12 protein-coding genes are annotated in these 15,824 nt (G+C 62.6%); 10 read left to right on the top strand and 2 right to left on the bottom strand.

Going from position 1 to position 15,824, the window contains the following annotated elements:
• The first annotated feature begins 89 nt into the window (after nt 1-89).
• The gene (locus LBW87_RS04645) at nt 90-1,826 is read left to right on the top strand and encodes a methyl-accepting chemotaxis protein (protein WP_225200249.1); all 1,737 of its coding nucleotides are present in this window, start codon (nt 90-92) and stop codon (nt 1,824-1,826) included.
• A gap of 206 nt (nt 1,827-2,032) precedes the next feature.
• On the top strand, nt 2,033-3,709 hold the full coding sequence (locus tag LBW87_RS04640) for a methyl-accepting chemotaxis protein (RefSeq protein WP_225200248.1): 1,677 nt from the start codon (nt 2,033-2,035) through the stop codon (nt 3,707-3,709).
• A gap of 46 nt (nt 3,710-3,755) precedes the next feature.
• Here the strand turns inward: LBW87_RS04640 and LBW87_RS04635 are convergent, their stop codons facing one another.
• Entirely contained in the window at nt 3,756-4,226 is a 471-nt protein-coding gene (locus tag LBW87_RS04635) for a SixA phosphatase family protein (protein WP_225200247.1), read from the bottom strand.
• 23 nt (nt 4,227-4,249) lie between these two features.
• Nucleotides 4,250-6,361: a polyphosphate kinase 1 gene (ppk1, locus tag LBW87_RS04630; RefSeq protein ID WP_225200246.1), complete on the bottom strand. Its 2,112-nt coding sequence runs from the start codon at nt 6,359-6,361 to the stop codon at nt 4,250-4,252.
• A gap of 359 nt (nt 6,362-6,720) precedes the next feature.
• On the opposite strand from ppk1, the gene pstS reads away from it, so the two are divergent.
• From pstS to LBW87_RS04590, 8 genes are all read left to right on the top strand, one after another.
• Complete coding sequence (gene pstS / locus LBW87_RS04625; protein ID WP_225200245.1) at nt 6,721-7,770, top strand: phosphate ABC transporter substrate-binding protein PstS; 1,050 nt, start codon at nt 6,721-6,723, stop codon at nt 7,768-7,770.
• Nucleotides 7,771-7,922: 152 nt separating this feature from the next.
• The gene (gene pstC / locus LBW87_RS04620; RefSeq protein WP_225200342.1) at nt 7,923-8,933 is read left to right on the top strand and encodes a phosphate ABC transporter permease subunit PstC; all 1,011 of its coding nucleotides are present in this window, start codon (nt 7,923-7,925) and stop codon (nt 8,931-8,933) included.
• Entirely contained in the window at nt 8,930-9,814 is an 885-nt protein-coding gene (pstA, locus tag LBW87_RS04615) for a phosphate ABC transporter permease PstA (RefSeq protein WP_225200244.1), read from the top strand. The genes pstC and pstA overlap by 4 nt, the downstream gene beginning before the upstream one ends.
• Nucleotides 9,815-9,832: 18 nt before the next feature.
• Nucleotides 9,833-10,672: a phosphate ABC transporter ATP-binding protein PstB gene (pstB, locus tag LBW87_RS04610; RefSeq protein WP_413927609.1), complete on the top strand. Its 840-nt coding sequence runs from the start codon at nt 9,833-9,835 to the stop codon at nt 10,670-10,672.
• A gap of 82 nt (nt 10,673-10,754) precedes the next feature.
• Entirely contained in the window at nt 10,755-11,465 is a 711-nt protein-coding gene (gene phoU, locus LBW87_RS04605; protein WP_225200243.1) for a phosphate signaling complex protein PhoU, read from the top strand.
• Between the two features lie 141 nt (nt 11,466-11,606).
• A complete protein-coding gene (locus LBW87_RS04600) occupies nt 11,607-12,284 on the top strand; it encodes a response regulator (RefSeq protein ID WP_225200242.1) in 678 nt (225 codons plus the stop codon).
• Between the two features lie 57 nt (nt 12,285-12,341).
• A complete protein-coding gene (gene phoR, locus LBW87_RS04595) occupies nt 12,342-13,649 on the top strand; it encodes a phosphate regulon sensor histidine kinase PhoR (RefSeq protein ID WP_225200241.1) in 1,308 nt (435 codons plus the stop codon).
• Nucleotides 13,650-14,053: 404 nt separating this feature from the next.
• Nucleotides 14,054-15,685, top strand: a complete 1,632-nt coding sequence (locus LBW87_RS04590) for a methyl-accepting chemotaxis protein (RefSeq protein ID WP_225200240.1) — start codon at nt 14,054-14,056, stop codon at nt 15,683-15,685.
• Nucleotides 15,686-15,824 lie beyond the last annotated feature (139 nt).

Raw genomic sequence — 15,824 nt, 5'->3', positions numbered from 1 at the left:
AGACCGCTGCATGCAGGTGCACCGCGGCATTCGGGGCTGTAGACGCCAAACAGCGTCTTCCTATTCATCCACGAACAAGAAAACAGCCCATGTCACTCAAGAACATTTCAATCAAGGCGCAGCTTGCCATTGCCATTTTCATACTGTCACTGCTGCTGCTGGTGGTAGGCGCATCGGGTTTGCTGGGCATGTCGGCTGCCGTCGATATCAACCGTGAATTGACCGAAGAGCGTATTCCGAAGACAGTCGCCGCCGATAACGTGTTGATCTGGATCGGTCGCCAGCGCACCTCGCTGGACCAGGCCGCCATGACCAGCGACCCGGCCTGGGCCGAGCGCATGGCAGGCATGGATGCCAACGCCCGCAAGGAAGCCCTGAACTGGTGGTCGCGCTACACTGCGCTGCCGCAGACCGACGAAGGGCGGGTGCTGGTGGCCAAGGTATCGGACGGCATCCAGAAGACCGAGGACGCGCTGGCCAAGTTTGCCGACGTCATCAAGACCGGCGACCGCCAGGCCATCGGCGACACCGCCCGTGTGGTGGGCACCGTCTATACCGCGATGCAGGCCGACGGCCAGGCCCTGAGCAAGTACGAGGCGCAGCAGGCAGAGGCCAGCCTGGCAGCATCGATGAGCCGTTACGAGACGTCGCGCCGGCTGTCGATCGGCGCCATCGTGCTGGGCCTGCTGCTGGCGCTGTATAGCTGGCTGTCGCTGCGCCGCGCGATCGGTGAGCCGATCAGCCGCGCGCTGGGGCATTTCGACGCCATCGCCGGCGGTGACCTGACGCGTCCGATCCAGGTCCACTCCAGCAATGAAATGGGCCAGATGCTGGCCGGGCTGGAACGCATGCAAGACAAGCTGGCCGCGACCGTGCGCGCGGTACGCGGCGGCAGCGAAGCGATCGCCACCGCCACCCGCGAGATTGCCTCCGGCAACCTCGACCTGTCGGGACGCACCGAACAGCAGGCGGCGTCGCTCGAAGAGACCGCATCGAGCATGGAAGAACTGACCAGCACCGTGAAGCACAACGCCGACAATGCGCGCCAGGCTTCGACGCTGGCGGTGAATGCCTCCACCATCGCGGCCGAAGGCAATCACGTGGTCGCACGCGTGGTGCAGACCATGGAAGAGATCCGCGACAGCTCGACCAAGATCACCGAGATCGTCAGCATCATCGACGGCATCGCTTTCCAGACCAATATCCTGGCCTTGAACGCGGCGGTGGAAGCGGCGCGTGCCGGCGAGCAGGGCCGTGGCTTTGCCGTGGTCGCCACCGAAGTGCGGGCGCTGGCGCAGCGTTCGTCGTCGGCCGCCAAGGAAATCAAGGACCTGATCATGCTGTCGGTGGACCGCGTGCAGGCCGGCTCGGAACTGGCCGGACAGGCGGGCAGCACCATGAGCGACGTCATCGACGCGGTGCAGCGCGTGACCGACATCATGAGCGAGATCTCGTCTGCCTCCAATGAACAGAGCGCCGGTATCGAGCAGGTCTCGCGGGCGGTGTCGCAGATGGATGAGGCCACGCAGCAGAATGCGGCACTGGTGGAGCAGGCCAGCGCGGCCGCCAAGTCGCTCGAACAGCAGGCCAATGGCCTGATGCAGGAAGTCTCGATCTTCCGCCTGGGCGATGTCGCGGTGGCCGCCCGTGCGCCGGTTGCGGCAAAGGTGGTCGCCAAGCCGCGTGCGGCCCTGGCCCGGGCCGCCGTGCCGGCGGTGACGGCGGTGACGGCGGTGACGGCGGTGACGGCGCCGCGTTCGGTGGCACGCCCGGTGCGCGCGACGCCCGTCAAGTCGGATCAGGACGGCGATTGGGAAACCTTCTGAGCGCATGCGCGACTGCAGGAAAATGAATGGCTCGTCGATGGACGGGCCATTTTTTTAATTCCTTAAAACTCACAGAAACTCAAAATCAAGCGAGTGGCTTTTCGAGGGTGGCATCGCAGAATGGGGGTCTTGATCGACTGCCAGGCAGGTGCAATACGGCATCGACACATAGTTTTCTTTGTCGTCCATTGCCCCGAGGAGAAGTCATGAAGTGGTTCTATGATCTGAGGATATCGATCAAGCTTGCACTTACTTTCCTGCTGATGCTGGCGCTTAGCTGCATGTTGGGTGTGGTCTCCATTCTCCAGATCAGCAAGGTCAACCAGGCCACCCGCGACATGTCGCAGAACTGGCTGCCCAGCATCCAGGTCGCCCAGAAGCTGGAGCTGGCCATCGGTAGCGCGCGGATCAACCAGTTGCTCAACCTGACGGCTGCCGACGCCACCGACAGCGAGAAGTACGCGCGTATCTTTGCCGGTCAGATCGCCTTGTTCGACGCCTTGCTGGTCGAGTTCGAGCCACTGGCGCCGCTGCCCCAGGAACAAGCCCATCTGCGCCAGTTGCGCCAGGCATTTACCGCCTACAAGCAAGTCCAGCAGCAGGTGTCGCAATCGTTCGTCGCCGGTGATCACGCGTACGCGCTGACATTGATGCGCACCGTCGGCGCCGAGCACTACGCCCGCATCATCGAGGCCGCCGATAAGCTGGTGGTCCTCAACAGCGATGGCAGCAAGGAGGCGGATCGCCAGGCCGAGGCCGGTTACCGGGCTTCGCTGCTGCTGACCGTCGGCCTGTTGAGCTGCTGCCTGGTGCTGAGTATTGCGCTGGTGATAGGGCTGGCCCGTATCGTCTCGACGCCGTTGCGGCGGGCGGTGCATGTGGCCGAACAGGTTGCCCGTGGCGACCTGACGGTGCAGATCGTGGTCGACCGGCGCGATGAGACCGGTCAATTGATGGTCGCGCTGCGTTCGATGACGCAAGGCCTGCAACGTGTGGTGGCGCAGGTGCGGCACGGCACCGAGGCGATCTCCAACGCCGCCGCGCAGATTGCTTCGGGCAATCATGACCTGTCGCGTCGCACCGAGCAGCAGGCCGCATCGCTCGAAGAGACCGCGGCGTCGATCGAGCAGTTGACATCGACCGTCAAGCAGAACGCCGACAATGCCCGCGAAGCCAGCAAGCTGGCCGCTTCCGCATCGGGCGTGGCAGCCGAGGGGGGCGCGGTGGTGGGGCAGGTGGTGCACACCATGGCCTCGATCAATATCTCTTCCAAGAAGGTGGTCGACATCATCAGCGTGATCGACGGCATTGCCTTCCAGACCAACATCCTGGCCTTGAATGCAGCGGTGGAAGCGGCGCGGGCCGGTGAGCAGGGGCGCGGATTTGCGGTGGTGGCTTCCGAAGTGCGCAGCCTGGCGCAGCGCTCGTCGGGCGCCGCCAAGGAAATCAAGATGCTGATCGACGATTCGGTGGAAAAGGTGGAGGCCGGAAGCCGCCTGGTGGCTCAGGCCGGCGTGACCATGCAGCATATCGTGGCCAGCGTGGGACGGGTCAACGACATCGTGGGCGAGATATCGCATGCCAGCCAGGAGCAGAGCAGCGGCATCGCCGAGGTCAACCGGGCCATCACCAGCATCGACGAAAGCACCGTCCAGAACGCAGCCCTGGTCGAACAGGCGGCAGAGGCGGCGCAATCGCTCAACGAGCAGGCAGCGCAACTGGTGGCCGTGGTCGGCACCTTTTGCATCGATGCAGCCGTGGTCGCGAAAACGCCGGCGGAAGTGACGTCGCCGGCGGCAAGACCGCCTTCATCGACATCGGCGAAAAAGCCTGTCGACCCGGTCGTGGCGCCGGGCCAGGGGCGTGACTGGGAACAGTTCTGAACAGCAGGGCCGCCACCAGCGGGCAACCCGGCAGCCGACGCTGCGCTCAGCGCTTGCCGGAACTGGCGATCAACTCCGGCGCGATCACTGCCTTGAGGAAGTTGGTGGTGACATCGCCCCGTTCGCGCTGGGCGATCCACCATACGTTGGCCTTGCGCAGCGACCATTCCTGCACCTGGCCCGAGATCAGTTGCGACGCCACCAGGCCCAGCGTGGGCTGGTGGCCGATGATCAGCACCGGTTCGCGGCTGTCGGGCCAGTTGGCCGCGCGCAGCAGGTCCTCGGGCGAGCGGTCCGGCGCCAGTTCTTCCATCACCTTGTACTTGCGCCCGAGCGCTTCGGCGGTCTGCACCGTGCGCGCAGCGGGGCTGACCAGGATGCGGCAGCTTTCCGGCAGGTTGCGATCGAGCCAGTCGGCGATCTTGCTGGCCTGCTTGTGACCTTTCGGGGTCAGGGTGCGCCCTTCATCGGGTTCTCCCAGTTCGGCTTCGGCGTGGCGCCATAAGATCAGTTCCATGTCGGGCTCCGGTTTGCGGGTGGTCATTGCTCAGGCGGCAGGGCAGGAATGCCCAGCGTCGTCATCAGGTGCTGCTGGGCGCTGAAATGTTTCTGGCGGGCGCGTGCTTTCTTCAAGGTGTATTGGCCGTTGGCGTCGAGCTGCCAGGCATTGGTATTGTCCTTGAGATAAGGATTGAGCCCTTCGTTGATCACGCGTTTCTTGAGCGCCTTGTCCAGCACCGGAAACGCTACTTCGATGCGCCGGAACAGGTTGCGGTTCATCCAGTCGGCGCTGCCCAGGTAGACGTCGTGCTTGAGGTCGTTGCGGAAGTAATAGATGCGCGAATGTTCCAGGTAGCGGCCGATGATCGAAAACACCCGGATGTTCTCCGACAAGCCAGCCACGCCCGGTCGCAGCGCGCAGGCGCCGCGCACGATCAGATCGATCTTGACGCCGTCGGCCGAGGCCGCATACAGCGCCCGGATCACCGACTCGTCCAACAGCGCATTCATCTTGGCGATGATGCGCGCCGGGCGACCTTCGCGCGCAATCTGGGCTTCGTTGCGGATGGCGCGAATGGTTTCCTTCTGCAGCGAGAACGGCGCCAGCCACAGGTGCGTCAGGTTGCGCGGCTTGCTCAGGCTGGTCAGGTGGATGAATACCTCGTTGACTTCGGCGGTCAGCTCCTGGTTGGACGTCAACAGGCCGAAGTCGGTATAGAACTTGGTGGTATTGGGATGGTAGTTGCCGGTGCCCAGGTGGGCATAGAAACGCAACGCCTGTTCTTCGCGACGGATCACCAGCGCCAGCTTGGCATGGGTCTTCAGGCCGACCACGCCGTACACCACCTGCGCGCCTGCATGTTCCAGCTTGACTGCCCAGTTGATATTGGCCTCTTCATCGAAGCGCGCCATCAGTTCGACGATGACCGTCACTTCCTTGCCGTGCTGGGCGGCATAGATCAGCGCTTCCATCAGGTCCGAGTTCATCCCGGTGCGGTAGATGGTCTGCTTGATCGCGACCACGCTGGCGTCATGGGCGGCGCTGCGGATGAAGTCGACCACCGGCTGGAATGACTGGAACGGGTGGTGCAGCAACACGTCGCGTCGCGACAGCACACTGAAGATGTTCTCGCCGATGAGCTGGTGCGGCAGCGTCGGTGAAAATGGCGGAAAGCGCAACTGCGGCTGCTCCACCAGGTTCACCAGCTCGGCCAGGCGCACCATGTTGACCGGGCCGTCCACCGCATACAGCCGGTTGCGTTCGATGCCGAACTGGTCCAGCAGCAGGCGCGCCAGGTGTTGCGGGCAGTTGCTGGCCACTTCCAGGCGCACCGCCACGCCAAACTGGCGGCTTTGCAATTCGGTCTCCAGCGCCTGGCGCAGGTTCTTGACTTCCTCTTCGTCCACCCACAGGTCGCTGTTGCGGGTCACCCGGAACTGCGAATAGGCCATGATTTCGCGGCCCTGGAACAACTCGCTGATATGCGCATGGATCACCGACGAGAGCAGGCAGAACGAACTCTGCCCCGGCGCCGAGAGATGGTCCGGCAGCTGGATCACGCGTGGCAGCACCCGCGGCGCCTTGACGATCATGATGCTGGTGCCGCGGCCGAAGGCGTCCTTGCCCGACAGTTCGATGATGAAATTGAGACTCTTGTTGACCACCTGCGGGAACGGATGCGCCGGATCCAATCCGATCGGCGTCAGCAGCGGGCGCACGTTCTGCTCGAAGTAACTCTTGACCCAGGTCCGTTGCGCCTCGTTGCGGTCTTCATGGCGCAGCAGGTGGATGCCGTTGTGAGCCAGTTGCGGCAGGATTTCTTCGTTCAGCAACTGATACTGGCGCGCTACGATGCGGTGGCATTCGCCGCTGGTGCGTTCCAGCGCCGCCCTCAGCTCCGGCGGATCGATGTTCTCGCCCTCGATGCGGTTGGCCAGCAGACTGGCAATGCGCACCTCGAAGAATTCATCCAGATTGCTGCCGCAGATGCACAGGTAACGCAGGCGCTCCAGGAGCGGCACCGACGTATCCTCGGCCTGCGCCAGTACGCGACGATTGAACGCCAGTTGGGACAGCTCGCGGTTCAGATAGATCGTGGTGGCAGGAAGTTCTGGTGCTGGACTGCTTTCCGACTTTGCTTTTTTGGTCATTCTTTCTTCCCTGGCCATCTGGTTTTGCCGGGCAGTGTATTGACAGCGTATGACGAGTTTATGACAAGTCCGGGGAGTATTTGTCACAAAAATTGTTATCGATTTGACGTGCCTACTTGTCTTTTTGTTATTTATTGGCGGCAATATGACGCGGCAGGCGTCCGTCGCGTCACCGCCGCCGGGCCCCGCCGTAGCGGGCCGGGCGTTCATTTATCGCCATCCCGGGCAATTTTCGACCGTGATTGCCGGGTCATAAACTCGTCACAATTGCTGGTTAAAGTTCGCCCTGTCCGGAAAGTGCATGTGTCCAGCTGCCTTCCGAGGCGCTCAATCTCTTCAAAAACATAGGAGTATCTGAAATGGGGTTCAACCACCTGATTAAGTCTGTTGCAGTCGCAGTGGCCGGTGCTTTCGCTTTCAGCGGCGCGGTCCAGGCAGCAGAAATCACCGGCGCAGGCGCCTCTTTCCCGTACCCGGTTTATGCCAAGTGGGCTGAACTGTACAAGGCGGCTACCGGCAACAGCCTGAACTACCAGTCGATCGGTTCCGGCGGCGGTATCAAGCAGATCAAGGGCAAGACTGTCGACTTCGGCGCGACCGACGCACCCCTGAAGCAGGAAGAACTGGCTGAAGCCGGTCTGGCCCAGTTCCCGGCCGTGGTCGGTGGCGTGGTTCCAGTGGTCAACCTGAAGGACGTGCAACCTGGTCAGGTCAAGCTGTCGGGTCAAGTGCTGGGCGACATCTACGCCGGCAAGATCACCAAGTGGAATGCACCTGAAATCACCGCCCTGAACCCAGGCGTGAAGCTGCCGGCTGACGACATCACCGTGGTCTACCGCTCGGATTCGTCGGGTACTTCGTACGTGTTCACCAGCTACCTGGCCAAGGCCAATGCCGAGTTCAAGACCAAGGTCGGCGCCGGTACCGCAGTGAAGTGGCCAGTCGGCGTGGGTGGCAAGGGTAACGAAGGCGTCGCCGCCAACGTGCAGAAGCTGCCAGGCGCAATCGGCTACGTCGAATATGCCTACGTGAAGAAGAACAAGCTGAACTTCACCCAACTGAAGAACCGCGACGGCAACTTCGTGTCGCCTGACGACGAATCCTTCAAGGCCGCGACAGCCGCTGGCGACTGGGCCAAGACCCCAGGTTTTGCCGTCGACTTCACCGATGCAGCCGGCAAGGAATCGTGGCCAATCTCCAGCGCCACCTTCATCCTGGTCCACAAGGAACAGGCTGGCGACGGCGCCAAGGGCAAGGAAGTCCTGAAGTTCTTCGACTGGGCATTCAAGAATGGTGCCAAGTCGGCTTCCGAACTGGACTACGTCCCACTGCCAGCGTCGGTCGTGAAGCTGGTGGAAGACTCCTGGAAGGCCAGCGTCAAGGATGGCAGCGGCAAGGCAATCTGGTAATCACCTGACGCCAGGCTGAAAAACAGGCTTCATCCATCGAAGCACACCGGGTCATCGCAGCGAAACGAGCAACTCTGGGTAGCAGAGCATTCGCGGCGATGGCCCGATTTACTGGTGAACTCAAAATGAGCGCAAATTATTCCACCACGGCTATGTCGAATTCCGAAGTAAAAAAATCGCCGACAGATACGGCCAATGCGCAGGCCGCGCACCAGCAACTGCTGGCTGTCATGCGCCGCCAACGGCTGCAGGACTTCTTTTTCCACAAGTTGACGCTCACCTTCGCACTGTCCGTGCTGTTGATGCTGGGCGGCATCATCGTTTCTCTCTTCATCGGCGCCTGGCCGGCTTTCCATGAATTCGGACCGGGCTTCATCACCCGCGTCGAATGGGACCCGACCAACGACCAGTACGGCGCCATGATCGCCATCGTCGGCACGCTGTCGACGTCGATCATCGCGCTGCTCATCGCGTTTCCGGTCAGCTTCGGGATCGCGCTGTTCCTGACTGAAATCTGCCCGGCCCGCCTGCGTCGCCCGCTGGGCACCGCCGTCGAACTGCTGGCCGGTGTGCCCAGCATCATCTACGGCATGTGGGGCCTGTTCGTGTTCGCGCCGCTGTTCGCTGAATACGGCCAGCCTTTCCTGAAAGGCACGCTGGGCCAGATCCCGGGCCTGGGCGTGTTCTTCTCGGGTCCCACCATGGGTATCGGCATCCTGACCGCCGGCCTGATCCTGTCGGTGATGATCATCCCGTTCATCTCGTCGGTCATGCGTGACGTGTTCGAGGTGGTGCCTGCGGTGCTCAAGGAATCGGCCTACGGCCTCGGTTGCACCCGCTGGGAAGTGGTGCGCAAGGTGGTGCTGCCGTACACCAAGACCGGTGTCGTCGGCGGCGTCATGCTGGGACTGGGCCGCGCACTGGGCGAGACCATGGCGGTCACCTTCGTGATCGGCAACTCGCACCGCCTGTCGTGGTCACTGTTCGCCGCCGGCAACAGTATCGCCTCGACGCTGGCCAACGAAATCGCCGAAGCATCCAGCAAGCTGCACGTGTCGTCGCTGTTCGCCCTGGGCCTGATCCTGTTCGTGATCACTTTCATCGTTCTCTCCGCGGCCAAGGTCATGCTGATGGGCATGGCGCGCAAGGAAGGTAGCAAATGAGCCAGACCAATCAAATCGCCGCACCGCAAGCCACCATGAATCCGGTGTACCGCAAGCGCCTGTTGCAGCATCGACTCGGCATGATCTTCTCGTTCCTGGCCATGGGCCTGGGCCTGGCAGTACTGGCCTGGATCCTGATGACGCTGGTGATCAAGGGCGTGGCGGCACTCAATTTCGGCCTGCTGGTCGAGAACACGCCAGGTCCTGGCGGCGAGGGCGGCGGCCTGCTGAATCCGATCGTGGGCAGCCTGCTGATGGTCGGCATCAGTACCCTCATCAGCACGCCTATCGGCATCCTGGCCGGCGTCTACCTGGCCGAATATGGTGAAGAAAGCAAGCTGGCGCAGGTGACCCGCTTCGTCACCGACATCATGCTGTCGGCGCCGTCGATCGTCATCGGCCTGTTCGTCTACGCGATCTACGTGGCCAACGTCGGGCACTTCTCGGGTTGGGCCGGCACCTTCGCCATCTCGCTGATCGCCATTCCGGTGGTGGTGCGCACCACCGACAACATGTTGAAGCTGGTGCCGAGCGGCCTGCGCGAAGCAGCCTTCGCACTCGGTGCGCCGCGCTGGAAGGTGGCCATCATCGTGCGTCTGCGTGCGGTCAAGGCCGGTGTGGTCACCGGCGTGTTGCTGGCGGTAGCGCGTATCTCGGGTGAAACCGCGCCGCTGCTGTTCACCGCGCTCAACAACCAGTTCTTCAGCACCAACATGAATCGTCCGATCGCCAACCTGCCGGTGGTGATCAACCAGTTCGCCATGAGCCCGTACGACAACTGGGTCTCGCTGGCCTGGGGTGGTGCGCTCCTGATCACCTTCAGTGTGCTGCTGCTCAATGTGCTGTCCCGTACCCTGTTCAAGCAACAGATCCCCGGCTAAACCGACAAAGTGACCGACATGACTACTGCTCAAATGGCAAGCCCCTTTTCGACTATCGCCAACGCCGGCAACGCGGCGTCGGCCGGCGCCAATGGCGCGCCCCAGAAGACTACCCTCGAAGTCGCGCAACTGAACTTCTACTACGGCAGTTTCCAGGGCCTAAAGAACATCAACATGAACATCTATGAAGGCAAGGTCACCGCCTTCATCGGCCCGTCGGGCTGCGGCAAGTCGACCCTGCTGCGCACCTTCAACCGCATGTATGACCTGTATCCCGGCCAGCGTGCCGAGGGCAAGATCATCTACGCCGGCAACAACATCCTGGAGCCGGGGCAAGACCTGAACATGCTGCGCGCCAAGGTCGGCATGGTGTTCCAGAAGCCGACCCCGTTCCCGATGTCGGTGTACGACAACATCGCCTTCGGTATCCGCCTGTACGAAAACCTGCCCAAGGGCGAGATGGACGAGCGCGTCGAATGGGCGCTGAACAAGGCGGCCCTGTGGGGTGAAGTCAAGGACAAGCTGCACAAGAGCGGCCTGTCGCTGTCGGGCGGCCAGCAACAGCGCCTGTGCATCGCGCGCGGCGTGGCGGTCAAGCCCGAAGTGCTGCTGCTGGACGAGCCGACTTCGGCGCTCGACCCGATCTCGACGGCCAAGGTCGAAGAACTGATCGGCGAACTGAAGAACGACTACACCATCGCCATCGTGACCCACAACATGCAGCAGGCCGCGCGCTGCTCCGACTACACCGCCTACATGTACCTGGGCGAGCTGATGGAGTTCGGCGAGACCGACCAGATCTTCATGAATCCGGTGCGCAAGGAAACCCAAGACTACATTACGGGTCGTTTCGGTTAAGGCAGGCTCGGGGCTGGCGCGCGCCGATGTCGCGACCAGGCCGGCCCACATATTTTTTGAAAAATAATTTTTGAGGTTTTACATGACCGGTGATCATTCCTCCAAGCAGTACGACAGTGATCTGGAAGCCATCCGTTCCAAGGTGCTCGCCATGGGCGGCCAGGTGGAACATCAGTTTCATGACGCCATCTCGGCTTTTCGCACCGGCAACATCGAGGTCGCCAAGCGCGTGATGAAGGACGACGAAGCGGTTAACCGCCTCGAAGTCGAACTCGACGACGCCTGCAGCCACCTGATCGTGCGTCGCCAGCCGACCGCCAACGACCTGCGTACCGTGATGGCCACGATCAAGATCATCACCGACCTGGAACGGGTGGGCGATGAAGCGACCAAGATCGCGCGTACCGCGATCCATCTGCACAAGCGCGGCGTGGGGCTGATCAGCCACTACGAAACCGTCAGCCTGATCGCCGAGCAGGCTTCCGATATCCTGCGCAGCGCCCTGGATGCGCTGGCCCGCCTGGACGACAAGCAGGCGCTCGAACTGATCAAGCAGGATGCCAGCATCGACCATGGTTTCCGCCAGATCACCCGCAGCCTGATCACCTTCATGATGGAAGATCCACGCACCATCTCGGGTTCGATCGACACGCTGTGGGTTGCCAAGGCCATCGAACGCATCGGCGACCACGCCAAGAACATCGCTGAATACGTGGTCTACGTGGTCGGTGGCAAGGACATCCGTCATACCGATTTCGGTTCGGCCAAGGCGGTCGACGAAGACGACGACTGATTCGCCAGACCCAAGCCAGGCCGCCCGGCACAACACGGTTGATCCAAGCAGATACCGGACCGGGCAAGCCTGTCATGCGGAGGGAGACCCGCAACCCAGGCGCGCGCCACTGGCGCAGGCGCCTTATCGAGAATAGAACAGATGACCACTATCCTGATCGTTGAAGACGAACCGTCGATTGCAGAGTTGATCGCGTTCACGCTCAAGGAAGCTGGCTGGTCCAGTTTCGTGGTGTCCAACACGGCAGCTGCATGGGATTTCGTGCAGCACCGCGCACCGCAACTGGTCTTGCTGGACTGGATGCTGCCTGACCGCAGCGGCCTTCATTTGCTGTCGCGCATCCGCGCCGACCGCCAGCTGCAACAGATGTCGGTCATCATGCTCACCGCCAAGAGCATGGAAGAAGACAAGATCGCCGGCCTCGACAACGGCGCCGACGACTACATCACCAAGCCGTTTTCGCCGCGCGAACTGACCGCGCGCATCAAGGCGCTGTTGCGCCGCAAGAGCCCCGAACATGCGCAGGAAATCATGTCCGCCGGCCCCATCACCCTGGACCCTGCCAGTTGCTCGGTAAGCTTGTCGGGCGGCAAGATCGATATCGGTCATGCCGAGTACAAGTTGCTGAAATTCTTCCTGGCACATCCGGATCGGGTATTCTCCCGCAGTCAACTGCTCGATCGCGTATGGGGTGACCATGTCGTGATCGAGGAGCGCACGGTCGACGTGCACGTGCTGCGCCTGCGCAAGGCGTTGCGCGATGCGGAGCACCTGATCAAGACCGTGCGTAGCGTCGGCTACATGCTGTCTACCAGGTAACCAGGGTCGCGCAGGAGAGCCTTCGGGCTCCTTGCCCTTTACGTTTTACAGAATTCAATGAGTCCACAGCTGCTGTTCTGGATTCCCGCAGTCCTGCGCCTGGCCCTGTGCCTGGCCGGTGCGGGTGTCGTCGGTTTCTTCTTTGGTGCCATCGCCGGTCTGGTGGTGGCGGTGTTGGGGGTGGGGGCGATGATGATCACGCACCTGCATTTCCTGTTGCGATTGTCGACCTGGCTCGACAATCCGGTGCAGGTGCGCTTGCCCGATGGCTGGGGCGCCTGGACCGACGTCTACGCCCGGCTGTACCGCATGCGTCGCGACGACGAGCGCAACCAGGCCGAACTGGCTGAATGGCTGGCGCGTTTTCGCCAGGCCATGAGCCTGTTGCCGGATGGCGTGGCGATCATGGACGACGTGCTGTTCCTGGAGTGGTGCAATCCGGCCGCGCAGCAGCACCTGGGCCTGAAGCTGGACCGCGACCGCGGCATGCGGGTCACCAACCTGATCCGCAATCCCGCCTTCATCGACTACATCATCCTGGGCCGCTACGAGCAGCCGCTGATTCTGAGTCTGCAGGAGCGCAAGCTGATCGTGCAGATCATTCCATTCGAGAACCGGCGCCAGATCCTGGTCACGCACGACGCCACCGAGTCCGAGCGCATCGACATGATGCGGCGCGATTTCGTGGCCAATGCCTCGCACGAGTTGCGCACGCCCCTGACGGTGATCAATGGTTTCCTCGAGATCGCGCTGGCCCAGCCCAACCTGGACCCGGCGACCCGCACCGCGCACCTGACCCTGATGACCGAACAGGGCCAGCGCATGCAGAACCTGATCGACGACATGTTGACGCTCACGCGCCTGGAGTCGATCGACTACCCGCTTCGTTCCGAGGTGGTGCGCGTCAAGCCGCTGCTGGAGGGTATCGCCAGCGAGGCGCGCGCGCTGTCGGCCGGGCGTCACGAGCTGGAGTTGCAGGTCGACGGCCCCGACCTCAAGGGCAATGTCGACGAGCTGCGTAGCGCCTTCACCAATCTTGTGACCAATGCCGTGCGTTATACGCCGACCGACGGCCGCATCGTAGTGCGCTGGAGCGGCGGCGAGGGCGGGGCGCATTTCTCGGTGCAGGACACCGGCATCGGCATCAGCCCCGAACACATATCGCGCCTGACCGAGCGCTTCTATCGGGTCGACAAGAGCCGTTCACGCGAAACCCAGGGCACCGGTCTGGGCCTGGCCATCGTGCGCCATGTGCTGCTGCGTCATCACGCCACGCTCGACATCCATTCAGTGCCTGATCACGGCAGTACCTTCACGGTCAATTTTCCGCCCAGCCAGACCAATGAGGATTTCGTGGGGCGGTGATGGCGCAGGGTGCGGCCTTGGTCGTCGGCCAGCTACGCCCCGTCGTCCTGACGAAGGTCAGGACCCAGTGTCGTTCAGCGGACATCGATATGCCACAAAAGTCACTGGGTCCCGGCCTGCGCCGGGACGACGGTGGCGGGTTGACGCGTAATTAGTGGTTTCTGTGAGGGCAGGAACCTGGCATCCAGTTTAGTGATACCTCCACTCCCGTCGCCCTGACGAATGTAAGGGCCCCGCGTCTGTTGTCGCGCTTAACAAGTACGTACCGAATTACCCGTAGTTTGTTAGAGATACGATTACCGTCCCTCGGGAATTGCCTGATACCGTGGCGACCTGCGGGGGCGCTAACATGGCCCAGAGTGCGCGACGTTCGTCTGCGCAGCGACTAATTAAAGGGGGAATTCATGGGAAACTTCGGCAACATGAAGATTGGCAGGCGCCTGGCGCTCGGCTTCGGCATCATTCTGGTCGCCGCCAGTATCGTGGTGGCGCTCGGCATCTGGCGTCTGCATGGCATTGCCGCCGCCACCGACGCCATGATGCACCAGCCGCTGACCAAGGAACGGCTGGTCTCCGACTGGTATCGCACCATCCATACCAGCGTGCGCCGTACCACCGCCATTGCCATGAGCAGCGACTCGGCCCTGGCCAACTATTTTGCCGAAGAACACGCGGCTGCGTCGAAGGTATCCAGCGCCCAGCAGAAGGGCGTGGCCGAGTTGCTCAGCTCGCCTGAGGAAAAGGCCGTGTTCGACCAGCTCGGGCTGGTGCGCCAGGACTACATCAAGTATCGCGACGCCATCACCAAGGCCAAGGCCGATGGCAACACCAGCGAGGCGGCGGCCATTCTGGCCGGCCCGTATGGCACCGCAGCCAAAGGTTATCTCGATTTGCTGCAGAAGCTGCTCGATGTGCAACGCGCCGGCATCGACCAGATCGCCCGCGATATCCAGAACGTTTATGAGCAGAGCCGGACCCTGATGGCCACGCTGGGCGTGCTGCTGTTCCTGGCCGGGGTGTCCTTCGCCTGGTGGCTGGCCGCCAGCATCACCCGCCCGCTGGCGCGTGCCGTCGAGATCGCCCAGACCGTGGCCGCGGGCGACCTCAGCTCGCGTATCGACAGTGCCATGGCGGCCCGGCGTGACGAGACCGGCCAATTGCTGCATGCGCTGCAGACCATGAGCGACAGCCTGGCCAAGATCGTCGGCCAGGTGCGTATCGGCACCGATGCCATCGGCACCGCCTCGCGCGAAATCGCCGGCGGCAACCTCGACCTGTCGGCCCGCACCGAACGCCAGGCCGGGTCGCTCGAAGAAACCGCTTCGGCCATGGAGCAATTGACCTCGACCGTGCAGCAGAATGCAGATAACGCCCGCCAGGCCAACCAGTTGGCGGCGTCGGCTTCGTCCGTGGCGCATCAGGGCGGGCAGGTCGTGTCGCAGGTGGTGGCGACCATGGAAGGCATCAGCGACGCCTCGCGCAAGATCGTCGATATCATCGGCGTCATCGACGGCATCGCTTTCCAGACTAACATCCTGGCCTTGAACGCCGCCGTCGAAGCGGCCCGCGCCGGCGAGCAGGGGCGGGGTTTCGCCGTGGTGGCCTCCGAAGTGCGCTCGCTGGCGCAGCGCTCGGCCGCCGCCGCCAAGGAAATCAAGGGGCTGATCAACGACACCGTGGCCAAGGTCGGTTCCGGTAGCGAGCTGGTGGTGCAGGCCGGCAGCACCATGGATGAAGTGGTCACCAGCGTGCGGCACGTGGCCGATATCGTGGGCGAGATCAGTGCCGCCAGCGGCGAACAGAGCGACGGCATCAGCCAGGTCAACCTGGCCATCACCGACATGGACCAGACCACCCAGCAAAATGCGGCGCTGGTCGAGCAGGCGGCAGCCGCCGCCGAGGCGATGCAGGAACAGGCGGCCCGACTGTCGGAAGTGGTCAGCCAGTTCCGCCTGGCGGCAGAGTCGACGTCGTATGCTGCGGCGCCCCATGCGGTGCAGGACATTACCCCTGGCGCCCCGGCGCTGGAACGCTGACCCCCTCAGCCAGGTAAATCTGGATCAAGGCCGGACCGCTGTGATGCGCTCCGGCCTTTTTTACGCCCGCTTGCGGCGGCGCGCCATCGGCTGACCTGCCAGCGCTAAGGGAAATCCTGATAGAAACTCTTCTTCACTC

Origin of the sequence: Herbaspirillum sp. alder98 (assembly GCF_020179755.1) — a bacterium.
Taxonomy (GTDB): domain Bacteria; phylum Pseudomonadota; class Gammaproteobacteria; order Burkholderiales; family Burkholderiaceae_D; genus Herbaspirillum.
The sequence above is the reverse complement of the archived record's forward strand: the minus strand, read 5'-3'. Positions and strand labels throughout refer to the sequence as shown.